Annotated in this window: 18 protein-coding genes and 3 tRNA genes; 13 read left to right on the top strand and 8 right to left on the bottom strand. The window is 60.7% G+C overall.

Features of this window, described 5'->3' with window-relative positions:
* Nucleotides 1-2: 2 nt before the first annotated feature.
* Nucleotides 3-1,118, top strand: coding sequence for an alcohol dehydrogenase family protein (locus SPICUR_RS06070; protein WP_023367118.1), 1,116 nt, complete (start codon nucleotides 3-5; stop codon nucleotides 1,116-1,118).
* Nucleotides 1,105-2,190 (top strand): proline racemase family protein, encoded by a 1,086-nt coding sequence (locus tag SPICUR_RS06065; RefSeq protein ID WP_023367116.1) that lies wholly within the window; start codon nucleotides 1,105-1,107, stop codon nucleotides 2,188-2,190. Before SPICUR_RS06070 ends, SPICUR_RS06065 begins: the two co-directional genes overlap by 14 nt.
* Here the strand turns inward: SPICUR_RS06065 and SPICUR_RS06060 are convergent.
* Both SPICUR_RS06060 and SPICUR_RS09920 read right to left on the bottom strand, forming a co-directional pair.
* Nucleotides 2,149-3,072, bottom strand: coding sequence for an HAD-IIA family hydrolase (locus SPICUR_RS06060; RefSeq protein ID WP_023367114.1), 924 nt, complete (start codon nucleotides 3,070-3,072; stop codon nucleotides 2,149-2,151). The genes SPICUR_RS06065 and SPICUR_RS06060 overlap by 42 nt on opposite strands.
* Before the next feature lie 72 nt (nucleotides 3,073-3,144).
* Entirely contained in the window at nucleotides 3,145-3,339 is a 195-nt protein-coding gene (locus SPICUR_RS09920) for an ABC transporter permease family protein (RefSeq protein WP_148291326.1), read from the bottom strand.
* A gap of 42 nt (nucleotides 3,340-3,381) precedes the next feature.
* Between SPICUR_RS09920 and SPICUR_RS06055 the strand changes: the two genes are divergently transcribed.
* Nucleotides 3,382-3,471, top strand: a tRNA-Ser gene (locus SPICUR_RS06055).
* 203 nt (nucleotides 3,472-3,674) lie between these two features.
* Here SPICUR_RS06055 and SPICUR_RS06050 read toward each other — a convergent pair.
* Nucleotides 3,675-4,202 carry a YgjV family protein gene (locus SPICUR_RS06050; protein WP_023367110.1) on the bottom strand — a complete coding sequence of 176 codons (528 nt, stop codon included), beginning with the start codon at nucleotides 4,200-4,202 and terminating at the stop codon, nucleotides 3,675-3,677.
* A gap of 462 nt (nucleotides 4,203-4,664) precedes the next feature.
* On the opposite strand from SPICUR_RS06050, the gene SPICUR_RS06045 reads away from it, so the two are divergent.
* The 5 genes from SPICUR_RS06045 to SPICUR_RS06025 are packed head-to-tail and all read left to right on the top strand — an operon-like array spanning nucleotide 4,665 to nucleotide 8,015.
* Nucleotides 4,665-5,732, top strand: a complete 1,068-nt coding sequence (locus SPICUR_RS06045) for an ABC transporter substrate-binding protein (protein WP_023367108.1) — start codon at nucleotides 4,665-4,667, stop codon at nucleotides 5,730-5,732.
* A gap of 3 nt (nucleotides 5,733-5,735) precedes the next feature.
* Nucleotides 5,736-6,515 (top strand): ABC transporter ATP-binding protein, encoded by a 780-nt coding sequence (locus SPICUR_RS06040; RefSeq protein WP_023367106.1) that lies wholly within the window; start codon nucleotides 5,736-5,738, stop codon nucleotides 6,513-6,515.
* On the top strand, nucleotides 6,512-7,273 hold the full coding sequence (locus SPICUR_RS06035) for an ABC transporter permease (protein ID WP_023367104.1): 762 nt from the start codon (nucleotides 6,512-6,514) through the stop codon (nucleotides 7,271-7,273). The genes SPICUR_RS06040 and SPICUR_RS06035 overlap by 4 nt, the downstream gene beginning before the upstream one ends.
* Complete coding sequence (locus SPICUR_RS06030; RefSeq protein WP_023367101.1) at nucleotides 7,270-7,680, top strand: hypothetical protein; 411 nt, start codon at nucleotides 7,270-7,272, stop codon at nucleotides 7,678-7,680. The genes SPICUR_RS06035 and SPICUR_RS06030 overlap by 4 nt, the downstream gene beginning before the upstream one ends.
* Entirely contained in the window at nucleotides 7,677-8,015 is a 339-nt protein-coding gene (locus SPICUR_RS06025) for a SaoD/DsrE family protein (protein ID WP_023367099.1), read from the top strand. The genes SPICUR_RS06030 and SPICUR_RS06025 overlap by 4 nt, the downstream gene beginning before the upstream one ends.
* A gap of 58 nt (nucleotides 8,016-8,073) precedes the next feature.
* Here the strand turns inward: SPICUR_RS06025 and SPICUR_RS06020 are convergent, their stop codons facing one another.
* Complete coding sequence (locus SPICUR_RS06020; protein WP_023367097.1) at nucleotides 8,074-9,363, bottom strand: NCS2 family permease; 1,290 nt, start codon at nucleotides 9,361-9,363, stop codon at nucleotides 8,074-8,076.
* A gap of 103 nt (nucleotides 9,364-9,466) precedes the next feature.
* Nucleotides 9,467-10,375 carry a glycerophosphodiester phosphodiesterase family protein gene (locus tag SPICUR_RS06015; protein WP_051373299.1) on the bottom strand — a complete coding sequence of 303 codons (909 nt, stop codon included), beginning with the start codon at nucleotides 10,373-10,375 and terminating at the stop codon, nucleotides 9,467-9,469.
* A 173-nt stretch (nucleotides 10,376-10,548) separates the two neighbouring features.
* Here SPICUR_RS06015 and SPICUR_RS06010 point away from each other — a divergent pair.
* Together SPICUR_RS06010 and SPICUR_RS06005 are read left to right on the top strand one after the other, a co-directional pair.
* A tRNA-Arg gene (locus SPICUR_RS06010) sits at nucleotides 10,549-10,625 on the top strand.
* Between the two features lie 205 nt (nucleotides 10,626-10,830).
* Entirely contained in the window at nucleotides 10,831-11,715 is an 885-nt protein-coding gene (locus SPICUR_RS06005) for an EamA family transporter (protein WP_023367093.1), read from the top strand.
* A 52-nt stretch (nucleotides 11,716-11,767) separates the two neighbouring features.
* Here SPICUR_RS06005 and fsa read toward each other — a convergent pair whose 3' ends face one another.
* The 3 genes from fsa to SPICUR_RS05990 are packed head-to-tail and all read right to left on the bottom strand — an operon-like array spanning nucleotide 11,768 to nucleotide 13,298.
* Nucleotides 11,768-12,418 carry a fructose-6-phosphate aldolase gene (gene fsa, locus SPICUR_RS06000; RefSeq protein WP_023367091.1) on the bottom strand — a complete coding sequence of 217 codons (651 nt, stop codon included), beginning with the start codon at nucleotides 12,416-12,418 and terminating at the stop codon, nucleotides 11,768-11,770.
* A gap of 5 nt (nucleotides 12,419-12,423) precedes the next feature.
* Nucleotides 12,424-12,780, bottom strand: coding sequence for a histidine triad nucleotide-binding protein (locus SPICUR_RS05995; RefSeq protein ID WP_023367089.1), 357 nt, complete (start codon nucleotides 12,778-12,780; stop codon nucleotides 12,424-12,426).
* A gap of 47 nt (nucleotides 12,781-12,827) precedes the next feature.
* A complete protein-coding gene (locus tag SPICUR_RS05990; RefSeq protein WP_148291325.1) occupies nucleotides 12,828-13,298 on the bottom strand; it encodes a hypothetical protein in 471 nt (156 codons plus the stop codon).
* 109 nt (nucleotides 13,299-13,407) lie between these two features.
* On the opposite strand from SPICUR_RS05990, the gene SPICUR_RS05985 reads away from it, so the two are divergent.
* The 3 genes from SPICUR_RS05985 to SPICUR_RS05975 all read left to right on the top strand — a co-directional run bounded on the left by SPICUR_RS05985 (nucleotide 13,408) and on the right by SPICUR_RS05975 (nucleotide 14,664).
* The gene (locus SPICUR_RS05985; RefSeq protein ID WP_023367085.1) at nucleotides 13,408-14,070 is read left to right on the top strand and encodes a peroxiredoxin; all 663 of its coding nucleotides are present in this window, start codon (nucleotides 13,408-13,410) and stop codon (nucleotides 14,068-14,070) included.
* 142 nt (nucleotides 14,071-14,212) lie between these two features.
* Nucleotides 14,213-14,545, top strand: a complete 333-nt coding sequence (locus SPICUR_RS05980) for a DUF1820 family protein (protein WP_023367083.1) — start codon at nucleotides 14,213-14,215, stop codon at nucleotides 14,543-14,545.
* A gap of 36 nt (nucleotides 14,546-14,581) precedes the next feature.
* Nucleotides 14,582-14,664, top strand: a tRNA-Ser gene (locus SPICUR_RS05975).
* Nucleotides 14,665-14,833 lie beyond the last annotated feature (169 nt).

Here is a 14,833-nt window from a genome sequence, read left to right as displayed (position 1 = left end):
ATATGACGTCGACCGAGCTCCCCTCCACCATGTCGGCTGTCCAGCTGACTCGCCACGGCGGGTTGGATGCCCTTACCTATCGGGATGACGTCCCGGTTCCATGGCCGGCTGCCGGCGAGGTGCTCATCGAAGTGACCGCCTGTGGGATGAACAACACCGATGTCTGGGTGCGACAGGGTGCTTACGGCAGTGATACCGATCCCGACGCGGTCTCTACCTGGCGCCGTGGGCGCTCGACACTGACCTTCCCGCGTATCCAGGGCACCGACAGCGTCGGCCGCGTGGTGGCGGTGGGGCCGGACGTCGCAACGTCGCGGGTCGGGGAGCGAGTGATCGTCGATTTCAGCCTTTATAACCGCGACGATGACAGCCTGGCCGATATCGACTACATCGGCCACGGCCGCGATGGTGGTTATGCCGAATACCAGTGCGTACCCGCCGATAACGCTCATGCCGTTGACACGACGCTGACCGACGCCGAACTGGCGACCTTCTGCTGCGCTTATCTCACGGGTGAACACATGCTCGAGCGGGCGGGCGTGGCGGCGGGCGAGCGAGTGCTGGTGACGGGCGCCTCGGGGGGCGTGGGTTCTGGCATTGTTCAGCTCTGTCGGGCCCGCGGTGCGATCCCCTACGCAATCACCCGCGCTGACAAGGCCGAAGCGCTGCAGGCGATCGGTGCGGAGGCGGTCATCGATCGGTCGGCATCGGATTGGGTGGCCGCCGTGGAGACGGCCACCGGTGGTCAGCCCGTTGATGTGGTCGCCGATCTGGTGGCGGGCGAGCACTTCAACGATCTGCTGCGCATCCTGCGTCCGGAAGGGCGGTATACGACCGCCGGCGCCATTGCCGGGCCCGTGGTCAATCTGGATCTCAGAACGATGTATCTCAAGCACCTGCAGCTGCACGGCTCATCCCAGGGTCGCCGCAGCGACTTCAGGCGGCTGCTCGGCCATATTGTCGCGGGTCGGATCCAGCCGCTCCTGCATGATACCTGGCGATTGTCGGACTTCCACGCCGCGCAGACGGCGTTTATGGACAAGGACTACGTGGGCAAGCTTGTGGTGGTGCCCGACCGGCACTGGGACACGGTTGGTGCACCGCATGTCCACGACTGATCAGGTCGCGCTGGAGTGGATGGACGTCGGCGTTGGAGGCGATATCCATCGCGTAGTCTTCGCCGGTGTGCCAACGGATACCAGGCTGAGTGTTCGCGAGCGAATGGAATGGCTCAGTGAGTCAGGCGACGGATTACGGCAACTGCTGATTGAACCGCCCTATGGGCAACCCAGTTTCTGTGTCGATCTGCTGACGCCCCCGGAAGCGGAGGACGCCGATGCCGCGTTCATCATCATGGAAGTGATGGGCTATCCGTTCTTCTCTGGCTCGAACACCATGGCGACCGCCTGTGCGCTGATCGAGAGCGGACGGGTGCCGGTTGATACACCGGATGGCTCACAGTGCCTGCGCCTTGAGACCCCCGGTGGGCGGGTGGATGCCCATGTCCAGCTTGCCGCAGGTCGGGTCATCGCCGTGAGTGTCGAAGGCGACGAGGCCTTCGTCCAGCGGGCTGACGCCCGCATTGAACTGCCCGGGATCGGCCCGCTCACCTACGACATTGCCTGGAGTGGCGGGTATTACGTCATGGTGGACGCCGAGCAGGTGGCGCTATCGCCCGAGGCCGCGGCTGGTGCGAAGGCACTTGCGCTGGCGGGGCGCATCATCGAGGCGGTTCAGGGTGACTTCGATGAGCACCACCCCCGCCTCGGCGATGTTGGCCGCCCCCGGTTTCTGCACTGGATGTGGCCTGAGATGGAGACGGCGCCCGGCTGCCTGGCGGCAACTGGGGGGACATACGGTCATCCGGGTGTGCTCTGGGACTGCCCCACGGGGACCGGCACCATCGCCCGACTCGCCCGACGCCTGCAGCAGGGGCGGTTGGATCCGGAAGCCACGCTGCGCAATACGAGTCCGGCGGGCACAACATTCGAGGCACGGGTACGCGGCACCGGCGATGTTGGGGGTTATCCGAGCATCCGCTCCCAGGTCAGCGGCGAACCCCGAGTGGTGGGGGAATGCCGTCTGCGCCTGTCCCCCGACAGCCCACTGATCGCCCATCGGCATCTGGCCTGGTTGTTCGGCGGGCTGTCAGGCCTGATCGAGAATCCAGTCCGGACGGATACCGGATGACTCAATCGCTGCATTGATGTCCATATCGGCAAGCACACCGGTGCGTGTCACCAGCGCGGTCTGGATCCCTGCCGTCAGCCCACCCAACACATCAGTATGGAGCGTATCCCCCACCATCAGCGTGCGGTCACGATCGATATCGGGGCCGAGGCGCTCCAGGGCCAACTCAAAGATATTCGCGAAGGGTTTGCCGTAGAAGGCCGGCTCAACGCCGGTTTCATCCTGGATCTGGTGGGCATGGGTGCCCGGTTCGATGGAGTTGCCTCCCTCCTGAGGCGCCAGAAGGTCTGGATTGGCCACCAGGAGTCGACGCGGATTCGCTGTCAGGCTCTTGATCAGGTGCCTCTGCCGGGCCGCCGACCACTCCGATGCGCCAACAAACAGGAAGCCATCCACCGCGTCGTAGTCGCGGATGTCGTCGCCGAGCAGCCGGTAGTCAAGGGGCGGAAACTCTTCGGGCCCGAACTGCTGGCCGGCGATTATCCCCCAGTGACGGGCTGGCTCCGCCTCGAGCTGGCGGACCAGCGTTTTACGACTGGTCACGACATCGTCCGTGTCAAAGTGATAACCGAGGCTTTGATACCGCGCCATGAGAGTCGCATGCGAAAATCCGGCCGCATTGGACACCACCATTACGCGCTTGCCCGACGCCTGCAGATCACGAATGCGCTCCGGAACGCCGGGGATTGGGGCCCGCCCTCGGTTGAGCACACCGAACGCGTCCACAAGCACGGTATCGAAGCCATCGGCAATCTCGCCGAGATGCACAGCCTGGCCGCAGCCGCCGCGTCGGTTGGAACTGGGGAGCCGATGGCGAATGGCCTCGTAGGCGCTAAAGCCAAGCGGGATGGCCGATTGAGGGGAGGGAGAGTCTTGATTCATGGGTATCCTGTTACGCGCAATCTCAATCGCGAATTATAGCGCGTCCGCATGAATGTCGGGCGGACATGCCCGTCAGATCACCGCGTGGCGCATTTTCGCGGAGACCCATTCGCTTACGATAACCGTGACCAGGATAAGGACCAGGATGACGCTCACCTGTCCCCAGGCAAGGGTGTTGAGTGAACCCTGCAGCTTCAGACCGATGCCACCCGCACCGACGAGCATGTACTTGGTGCTGGCTATGGCCGCTAATGCGGCATTGGCCATGTTTTCGCCCAAAGCAACAGATGTTGTACAATCCGCAATGTTGGAGAGGTGGCTGAGTGGTCGAAAGCGCCGCACTCGAAATGCGGTGAGTCCGAGAGGGCTCCGGGGGTTCGAATCCCTCCCTCTCCGCCAGACACAGAACAGGGGCCGTAGGCCCCTTTTTTGTGTCTGACTGACGGGGTTCGAACCCCCGGAGCCAGATAGATGGGGTTCGACCAATCGCCGGCTGGCGATTGGGACGCGTCGCGCAGCGATGCGCCCGAAGGGTGAGGCCCGGAGGGCCGAATCAATCCCTCCCTCTCCGCCAGACACAGAACAGGGGCTTCGGGCCGGCGCTAATCAGTGACCTCCGGGTGGCGCTGTGTCGCCTGATAGAGGCGATAAATCGTGATCGCGTTAGTCGAGAATACAAGCACTTCGGCCAGTGTCCCTCCCACCGAGCCAGCCAGGACATGACTGACCGTCCACGCTAAAGCTGCCATTCCCAGAAAGACCCGCATCGGGATTCCCCTGAGCAGAAACATACCCACCGTACCCAGCACCATCGCGACCATGGCGGGCAAGTCTGCCCAGCTCTGCCAGGTGAGCACCGAAGCGACGGCGCTTGCTGCCAGAACCATCGTCATTGCTTTCAGACTGCGCGGAAAGCGCCTCGCAAGTGCAATGCGCACAATGACCAGCAGTGACAACGCCGCCGCCGTCCAGCTCTCAAAAAACAAGAACTGTAGGACGAAGGCCACGTTCGCTGAGATCAGCAGCAGCAAGAGCCGATCGTCCTGCTTGTTGGAAAATGCCAGGACGCAGAGGATCAGTGACGCCAGACCAAAAAACTGACCGGCTAACGTGCTATAGCCTTCGTCCACGGGACTCCGTAGCCGTTATCAAGTGGGCACGCTCCAACCTGTCAGTCGCACGACGCGGGCCAGCGCACGAGGGTGATGGCGCCGCAGTCGTAGGGTGGCCCCCAGCTTTGCAGGCCCCGCTCAATGCGCTGGCTCGGGGTAGGGAGCCAGCTATATACCGGGGACTAACGGCACCCCACTGCAGCCGGTCAGCAGTACGAGTGTCGTCGCGATGAGTGCCAGGCGCTTCATGGTAGCTCCTTGTTGATGAAACATGGATACGGGTGTCCGCTTCGTCTAGTGAATTCCAAATGATCCAGCCCCTTCATTCGCTCACCTGGAGGATTCACCCGTCAATGGCTCTGATCCTCAAGCGTTGGTCGGCGGCATTTCTGGATATTATATAGGTATAACGTTTTATTCTTTGCCTGCATCAACGTACTCAGTACCCTATGAGGCCTATACAGATCCCTTGGAGGAACGATGTCCGATTGCTGCAATGATCTTGGCCCGCTTGGGCGCGAGGAAGTCGATGTCCTGCACGTCAGCCGGGGCGTTTCGAGGCGGGATTTCCTTCGCGGCGCGGCCGGTGCCGCCGGCCTGACAGCGATCGGCGGATTGGTCAGTCCGGTCTGGGGCCAGCAAAAGCGCGTTCGACTCGCCTTCTGCAGTCAGCTTCTCTGCGTGGTGCCGTATGAGGCAACACGTGCGGCCGGGTTCTTTGCCGAAGAGGGGCTGGACGTGGAACTGGTCTATACGCGCGGCGGAAGTGCTGCCCTGCAGGCGCTCAACGGCGGTGCGGTCGATTATGCGGCGACGTCCTTTGACGCGGCCCTGAATGCGTTTTCAAACGGCGCCGATATCGTTCGCTTCGCATCCACCGGCCGTCTCCCCCTGTTCGCACTGGCAACGAGTCCCGATCTCGCGGACGAGATCAAGGGCGTCGAGGCGCTCGAGGGGCGCACGATTGGTGTCTCTGCACTTGGCAATGCCGACCATGCCTTCATGCTCTACCTGCTCGAGCGTGCCGGCGTCGATCCGGACTCGGTGGAGTTCGCGACCGTGGGTACCAACCTCTATGACGCCATCCGCTTGGGTCAGCTGGATGCCGGCATGGTTCAGGAGCCCGCCCTGACGCTGCTCCAGGAGCGAGGCTCGCGCGTGCTGGTCAACGGCATGGATATCGACGATGCGAACGAGTACCTCGGTGGTGCCTACGAGTTCATGGGTGTTGCGACGCGCCGAGGCGAGCTCGAGGAGCGCAATGACGAGATGCAGGCCCTTGCCCGAGCGCTCGGCAAGGGGCTTCGGTTTGTCCAGTCGACGACCCCGGAGCGGCTTGTGGAGTCGCTGCCCTCCGAGATCATTACGGGTGGCGACCGCGATCGGCTTGCCAACACGCTCGAGCGCTATCGTGAGTCGCTCTATCCGACCGCGGTTGATATGAATCTGGACGCCATGCAGCGTGTGATCGACGTTAACCGCGCTGCTGGCGGGCGCGGCGGCAATGTTGATCTTGACCGTATCGTCGCGCCGGAAGTGGTCGGCTGATCCATGCTGGAACTCTCCGATGTCCAAATCAGTTATGGGGCCGAGCCGGTGGTCGAGGGCGTTGACCTGTCGGTGAGCGCCGGTGAGTTCGTCAGTCTGATCGGTGCCTCCGGATGCGGTAAGAGCACGCTGCTGAGAGCGGTCATGGGCCTGCAGACACCCTCTGCAGGTCGCGTCGAGCTTGCCGTTGACCGGGGCGAAGTCGGCTTTCTGTTTCAGGACGATGCGCTGCTGCCCTGGCGCACGGCCCGACAGAATGTTGCGCTCGGCCTGCGAAACCACGGTGCGTCGAAAGCCAGCGCCACTGAACAGGCGAACGAGTGGCTGGCATCGGTTGGGTTGAAGGGCTTAGAGGACCGTTATCCGCGAGAGTTATCAGGTGGCCAGCGTAAGCGTGTCGCGATTGCTCAGGTGCTCGCACTTCGACCGCGTTTTCTATTGATGGACGAGCCATTCGCATCGCTGGACGCGATTGTCCGTCATTACCTGACCGATGATCTCCTACGGTGGGTGGAACGTGACCAGCTCACCGTTCTGCTCGTCACCCATGATCTGGAAGAAGCGGTCGCGCTATCGGATCGGGTGATCCTGCTTGGCAGCGGCCCGCGCGCTCAGATCAAGGGACGCTACGAGGTCAATCTGCCACGACCGAGAGACTTATTGAAGGTCAAGGAAAATCGCGAGTTTGCCAGTATTGCCACGCGGCTCTGGAACGATCTGTCAACGCAAGTCCGTACGCCCGGGGTTCGAACAGAGCCTGAGTTGAAGGTAGTGAATCAGTGATCTGGCAGAAATATGGCCTCTATATAAGAAGGACGGCTGCACTCGCGCTGATTGCTGCCCTGTGGGAATTCGTGGTCTGGATGGGGTGGCTCGATCCCTTCTATGGACCGCCACCGACCGCTATTGCCAGTGCGGTCGGCGATCTGTTTGCGGACGGCGAGATCTATAAGCACCTCGAAGCGACTTTCAGCGCCGCCCTGCTGGGACTGGGGCTGGGACTGGTCGGCGGGGCGGTGCTCGGGTTCATTGCGGCGCTGTTGCGGCCGGTTGCCGAGCTGCTCGAACCGGTGATGGCCATGCTCAACGCCATCCCGCGGGTGATCCTGGCGCCGCTGTTCATCATCTGGCTCGGCATAGGGCTCGCCTCAAAGGTGGCGCTTTCGTTCATCCTTGTGGTCGTTCTGACTTTCTTCTCGGTTTATAACGGTATTCGCGATGTCGATCAGCGCCTCGTCGAGCGGGTCAAGACGCTCGGTGGCGGTCAATGGGTACTCCTGCGCGAGGTCTACGTACCCTCCGTGGTTGCCTGGGTAATGGGCAATCTCAAGGTCGCGGTTGGCTTTGCCTTCACCGGTGCCATTGTCGGCGAGTTTGTGGCCTCGAGCCGAGGCCTTGGTTACCTTCTGGCTTTTGCGCAGAGTACCTATAACGCGTCCCTGACCTTCGGCCTGATCTTCCTCGTCCTGGTGTTCGTGATGATCCTGTTCACGCTGGCCGGGATGCTCGAGCGGCACCTGCTCCGGTGGAAATACCGGTGATCACCACGCGTGATCCTGTCGGGCCGCCGACGCGTGACCTGCGGTTCCATGACTGCCTTGAACGCGGCATGGAAACGCGGCGGCGCCCCGCCATGCCCCTGCGAGGCCGGGCGATACGTGCCGCCAGCGGACTGGAGGCGAGTTTCAGTGCCGACGTTCGTCGCCACCGTATGCAGGCACTGCGGTTTGAATGCAGCACCTGCGTCACACTGGTGGCGTATTGCCAGGGGGTTGTTGACCTGCTGGAGGGTGAAGTTGCCGGTATGTCCGCGGTGCCGGCTCTCGACGAACTCGTCGCGTGCGTGCGGGGCGTTCCCGCAACGATGCAGGATCGGGCAGCGATCGCGCTTGGGGCCTACCGCGCCCTGATAACAACCATTTCATCCGAGAAACAGGAGGTTGAATGAAAGTTGCCTATATATTCGCCACCCAGCGGCACAACATTTCCTACGTGCTGGCGCGCATGATACTGCCGCAGCTTGAGGAAAAGCGTCATGGCGTTGAGGTGGTCGGTATGTTCTTTTTCGAGGACAACAATTACGTGCTGGTCGATGGCGATGTCATTGGCGAGCGTCTGCGCAAAGTGGCCGAGGAGCAGAATATCCTTCTGATGGGCTGTGATCAGTGCTGCTATGAGCGGGAGATCGCCGATCGTTTGATGACCGGCGTACCCATTGGCTGTTTCCCCGACCTCTACGGTGCACTGGCTGGCAATATGCCCGATCAGGTCATTACCCTATAAAGACAGCACCGTCTGCCATGGTCCGGGGGTCCCTCGGCCATGCGCCCCCCTGACGGCTTTAGATGAACACAAACCGCAGCACGAACAGGGTGGCAATCAGCCATACCGCCGGATGGACCTGCATGGGTCTGCCGGCCAGCGTCTTGCCAAACACGTAAGTGATGAATCCAAGGCCCATGCCATCAGCGATGGAATAGGTCAGCGGCATTGCAATGGCGGTAACAACGGCAGGTGCCGTATCCGTGATGTCATCCCAGTCCAACTCGGCGAGGCCGCGAACCATCATGCAAGCGACAAAAAGCAGCGCTGGCGCGGTCGCGTAACCGGGGATAGCGCTGACGACGGGCAGGAAGAAGAGTGACAGCAGGAACAGAACGGCGATGACAACAGCGGTCAGACCGGTGCGGCCCCCCGCGTTGATGCCGGATGCGCTCTCGATATAAGTCGTTGTTGTGGAGGTGCCGAACACTGCGCCACCGATGCTCGCCCCTGAATCGGCGACCAGGGCGCTTCGCAGTCGCCCAAGCCGACCATCGCGATCGAGCAGACCGGCCCGGTGGGACAGGCCGATGAGTGTGCCTGTGCTGTCAAAAAGGTCGACGAACAGGAACACCAGCACGACTGACACCAGGCCCAGCTCCAGCGCGCCAGCGATATCCATCTGCAGGAAGGTGGGGCTCGGATCCGGCGGCATCGATATCACACCATCGAATTCCGCGACGCCCAGTGGCACGCCGATCAGACTCACGACAAGAATACCGATCAGTACCGCGCCCGGGATCTCGCGGTAGCTCAATGCCACCATGATCACGAAGCCGAGCATGGCCAGCAGCGTCGGAATCGCGGTCAGGTCACCCAGCGTCACCAGCGTGGCATCGCTATTGACAACGATGGCGGCGTTCTGCAGCGCGATAATCGCCAGAAAGAAACCGATACCGGCTGAAATCGCCATTTTGAGTGACATCGGGATAGCGTTGATCAGCCACTCGCGGATAGGTAGCACAGAGATGATCAAGAACAGGATGCCCGACAGGAAAACCGCACCGAGGGCGGCCTGCCAGGCGATGCCCATCCCCAGAACGACGCCGTAGGTGAAATAGGCGTTGAGACCCATGCCCGGGGCCAGGCCGAAGGGATAGTTCGCGTAGAGGCCCATGATCAGGCTGCCGAGTGCCGCGGCCAGACAGGTGGCGACAAACACGGCGCCCCAGTTCATACCGGTTTCCGAGAGGATGCTCGGGTTGACCACAACAATGTAGGCCATGGTGAGAAAGGTCGTCAGGCCGGCAAGCAGCTCGCGACGGACATCCGTGCCGTTCTCGGCCAAGTCGAAGAAACGCTCCAGCATGGTGGATACTCCCAGGATACGCAAAACGCGATTATACCCAGCGAGCGATTATCTGCCATGTTATTGGAGCGCTTGCTTCATTCAACGCGCTATGACCATACCCTCAATCGACCAGGCGGATGAGGCGCGCCGGGAAGTTGGTGAAGACTCCATCAACGCCCCAACGCATTAACTGCTCCATCTCCGGGACCGCATTGATCGTGTAGATATGGACCAGCAGGTCGTTGGTCTGCGCCTGTCGGACGAAGTCGTCATCGATGACCTGATTACCCTGATAGGCGAGGTTACTGCCAATGCCGACGGCATACTCGCGTACGCTCTGGAAATCCGCGTCACTGATTGACTCGGGCCCAGGCGTGACGCCCGTCCATTCAACGAGTGCGTCGCTGTCATCGGATTCCGGGTAATACCACACGAGCTGAATGAGTGGCACGTCCGGATTGATGGCCTGTACCTTCTGGAGGCTTTCCTGTGAGAAAGACTGAATCACAACGGCGCCGGCTTCGATCAGGCCGCGGTCACTGAGTTTTTCCATCATCGCCGCCTCAAGGGTTGGATCGCGCTCTGCCGATTTGGTCTCAAGGTAGTAGCGGGTCTGGGTGCCGAAACGATCGATGACCTCATCGAGGGTGACCACTTCGGTGCCGACGAAATCCTGCCGGGCGCGATCCGGATTGGCATCATTGAACCAGCTGCCGGCATCGAGCGCCTTCAGCCCGGCGAGGTCGAAATCCTGGACGGCGCCTTCTCCATCTGTTGTGCGATCGACGGTTTCGTCGTGAATGGCGACCAGCACGCCGTCAGCGGACAACTGAATATCCAGCTCAAGGTAATCGGCCCCCATGTCATGGGCCATCTGAAGGGCCTCCATGCTGTGTTCAGGCGCGTGGCCACTGGCGCCACGATGGGCAATCACCTGGAAGTCCTGCAGCGCCTCCAGCTGTGTCTCGAGATTATCGGCGAGTGCGTACCCCGAGAAACCAATCGCCGCCACCGCGATGGCATGGGTCAAGTACCCGCGTCCTGAAGCAAAAACATTGACAGAGTGCATATTGTTCCTTTGATTGAATGGTCAATCAAAAACCTACAGGCCTTGACAGCCCCATTGCAACTGAGCGCCTCGCTCCCTCGATGTCGGTTTCTTGACGGTCCCCGTCGATTTCTCCATAATTTCGCTTTGTTGAGGCGCCTGTAGCTCAACTGGATAGAGTATCTGACTACGAATCAGAAGGTTGGGGGTTCGAGTCCTCCCGGGCGCACCATTCAAAGAGAAACCGGCTACGTGCCGGTTTTTTTATGCGCGGCGGGGTGCCCGCTCGGTCAGCACTGCCTTCAACCAAAATGACCGACTTGCTCATTATTCATCGTCGACCCGCCTGTTGATGGTGGAACGTAGGGTTGTCATTTTTGTCTTTCCATAGTCACCGCACGCTTTACCCTTTCAGCAGGTGACCGGGGACGTCGCCTATGTTGCTTCCGATCGCGCTTGTCATGGCCGCCGCGTTTCAATGGGGGCTTGCGGGTGGGTTGGCAGGGCAACTCATGACTGCGGGTTGGGCACCGGAGCTGCTCTCATTCTGGCGGCTTCTCGTCGGTCTTATCTGCATGCTGATCTGGGTGGCCATCATCCGCGTTCAGGGTTGTTCCCTGAATCTGACCAAACCGCTGATCGGCTGGTCGGCGCTGGCGGGACTCGGCGTCACCGGCAATCTCACGTTCTATTTCATCAGCATCAGCGAGGCCAGCGTTGCGGTCGCAGTAACGCTCATGTACAGCGCGCCGGTGATGGTGTACTTCGTGTCATTCGCGCGCGGCACAGAGCGTCCGACGTTACTCAAATTCGGCGTTATCGGGGCGATTATGGTGGGGGTGATACTGTTGACCGGGCTCTACCGTGCGACGCCCGGCGCCATCAACCTCTGGGGGGTTATTGCCGGACTGCTGTCCGGCATCTCCTACTCGGTGTTCATATTCGCTTTCAAGTCCGCCGGCTCACACGGCAGTACGCCGGTATCCCTGACCGTGGCGTTTCTCGCGGCCGTCTTCGCGCTGGTCTTTCTGGTTGACCCCGGACAGGCCGTGAGCGTCCCCCTGTCGCCTGATGCGCCGCTGTTCCTGCTTTTCGGGATTATCGGGGCGGGGCTTTCGTTTCTCTGCTATTTCATCGGCCTGCGCGGCGTGCTGCCCACCATGGCAGCGGTGGTCGCCATGATCGAGCCAGTGACCGCAACGCTCTACGGTGTCATCGGGCTCGGCCAGGCGTTATCGCTTGCCGAGGTCCTTGGGATGATCATTATTCTCTCGTCGGTGACGGCGCTGACAATTATCAGTCACCGCGAGTCAATCCGGTAGCGTTTCCGGCCGTCGTTGATTGCTAGCCAGCCAGGTTTCCCGATCAGGCCGTTCAGATGGACTGTCCGGTTGCCTGCCAATCGCGGATGAACTGATCAAGCCCTTTATCCGTGAGGATATGGCTGACGAGTCCACGAATCACGGCCGGCGGGATTGTGGCCACATCGGCGCCGGCGAGGGCGGCATCCTTGACGTGATTGGCGTTACGGATCGACGCCGCGAGGATTTGGGTGGAGAAGTCGTAGTTGTCGTAGATCGCCCGCATCTCGTTGATCAGCGCCATGCCATCGAGGTTGATGTCATCAAGTCGGCCGATGAACGGTGAGACATAGGTCGCTCCGGCCTTGGCCGCCAGGAGTGCCTGATTCGCCGAAAAGCAGAGCGTGACATTGGTATTGATCCCAGCACCACTCAAGCGCCGGCAGGCCTTGAGGCCATCGAGTGTCAGTGGCAGCTTGACGACGACATTGTCAGCGATCGCCGCAAGTGTGTGCGCTTCACGCAGCATACTATCGAAGTCGAGCGCCGCGACTTCCGCCGATACCGGCCCATCGACGATTGCGCAGATCTCGCCAACCACCGTCTTGAAGTCACGACCGGATTTCGCGATCAGCGACGGATTCGTTGTTACGCCATCCAGCAGTCCGTAATCGTTGAGCTCGCGGATATCGTCGGCCTGGGCCGTATCAACAAAGAATTTCATTCGCTTCAGTTCCCGGGCCAGGGGGGCCAGCCCATGCTTCGCCCGCCCATTAAGTGCAGATGGATATGCCAGACCGTCTGTCCGGCATCACGTCCGAAGTTGAAAATGCTGCGAAAACCCGACTCGGCAATACCCAACTCATTCGCCAGGCGCTTGGCGGTCAGGTGCATATGTCCGATGAGTTCGGCGTCTGCCGCCTCGATTTCAGTCATGCTTTCAATGTGCCGGCGCGGGATGACCAGCACATGAGTGGGTGCCTGCGGGTGTATGTCCCGGAAGGCGACAACCTGCTCATCCTGATGGATGACTTCAGCATCCATGCGGCCCGCAGCGATCTCACAGAAGATACATGGTTTGTTCATAGGGTGAGACTAAGGCGGAATTCCCGCGCAACGCAACCGCCGCGACGTCACTCGGTTAGAGCGTCGACCCGAGCCCGCAGGCTTTCCGCCAGTGCCTTTGCCTGTTCATTGTCCGCGGCATTGACCGGTGTCAGCCCTTCGCGACTGAGGAACGTGTCCGACCAGTGGTCTCCGGCCGCCGCAAAAGTGCTGAAATCACCCCACCAGAGGATCTGATAGTGCCCCGCGGTCACGGCGTTGTGAGCAACCCGGCTTTCCTCTTCAAGCCCGTAGACATCGACACGCGTGAGGATAGGCTCGAGCTCTGCCTTGATGGCGATGAGCGCAGAACCGCGGATGGCCCAGCGCTGGGGTTCCATCCGTCGAAGCCACTGTGAGATCTCGGGCATATTGCGGAACCACTGGAGCGCGGTATGCGTGCCGTCACTCGTGGCGCAGCCTAATTGGAAGCGACGCGGGTCTCGGCGCTGGGTGATTAGACGGATGTCGCTGAAGCTCTGGCCTTCCCAAGCGTGCATTATATTCCATCCAGATATATGAGAATAAGTAACAATTCTTTTCAATAAGACCGCGCCGGTCTTAATATGCGCAACATTGTAATGGAACAGTAGCCGATGGAGCGTTTCGATGGGACTGCGTATTGGAAGTATCGCGCCGGATTTTACCGCCAAGACCACTGAAGGCGAGATCCGCTTTCATGACTGGATCGGCGACGATTGGGCAATCCTGTTCTCTCACCCGAAGGATTTCACCCCGGTCTGCACGACTGAGCTTGGCTACATGGCACAGCTCAAGCCCGACTTCGACAAGCGTGGGACGAAGGTCATCGGACTGTCGGTCGACCCTGTGGAAAACCATGCCACCTGGTCGAGGGACATCGAGGAGACGCAGGGAACGGCGCCGAACTATCCGATGATCGGGGACACCGACCTGACCATCTCCAAACTCTACGACATGCTGCCCGAGGATGAGGGTGAGAACTGCGAGGGACGGACCGCGAAGGATAACGCCACCGTCCGGGCCGTTTACGTCATCGGTCCCGACAAGCGTATCAAGGCGATGCTGATCTACCCGATGACCAGCGGCCGGGATTTCAACGAAATCCTGCGTCTGCTCGACTCCCTGCAGCTGAATGCGCGACACACGGTGGCGACGCCCGTCAATTGGCGTGATGGCGATGACATCATCATCCCGCCGGCGGTCAGTGACGAGCAGGCACGGGAGAAATTTCCGGAGGGTTGGGACACACTCAAGCCCTACCTCCGTGTCGCCCGCCAGCCCGCCGACTGAATCGTTGATGGCCGGGGCGATGCCATCGCTCCGGCCTGACCCTACACCTCGCGCTTTGCACACCGTTCCGGTGCTGCGCCGTCCAGGCCCGATGCCGTGTTAACCTCTAGAGCCTTTGATAGCGAATACCGGCAGGTCTGCCATGGCGTCTTCCGAGCGCATTTACCGTGTGATCTTTCACAATCAGAGCAAGATCTACGAGATCTATGCCCGCAACATCTCTGATGGCGGCCTGCTCGGCTTCGTCGAGGTTGAGGAACTCACCTTTGGTGAGCGCACTCAGGTGGTGGTCGATCCGGCCGAAGAGAAACTCAAGAACGAGTTCGAAGGCGTCAAGCGCACCTATGTGCCAATGCACTCGATTGTCCGTGTGGACGAAGTCGAGAAGGAAGGCGCTCCCAAGATCTCCGACGCCGACGGCAACGTCACACCATTCCCGACGTCCGTCTATGGTCCCGGGCGTGGCACCGATTGATCCGTAGTCCGTCGTGAATTATCCTGATCGCTTATTGGAGAGGTGTCCGAGCGGTCGAAGGAGCGCGCCTGGAAAGCGCGTGTACGGTACCCGCCGGGTCAATCCCTCCCTCTCCGCCAGACATAAAACAGGGGCTGCAGGCCCCTTTTTTATGTCTGACAGTGCCCGGGGGTTCGAACCCTCGGTACAGGCAGATAATGGGTTCGACCAATCGCGTGAGCGATTGGGACGCCGGCGCAGCGAGCAAATAGCTGAATGCTTACTCATATACTCCGCCTATCCATTCTA

It is taken from the genome of Spiribacter curvatus, from assembly GCF_000485905.1.
Lineage (GTDB): Bacteria > Pseudomonadota > Gammaproteobacteria > Nitrococcales > Nitrococcaceae > Spiribacter > Spiribacter curvatus.
Note: the sequence above shows the minus strand (reverse complement) of the source record. Positions and strands in the feature narration are given on the sequence as shown.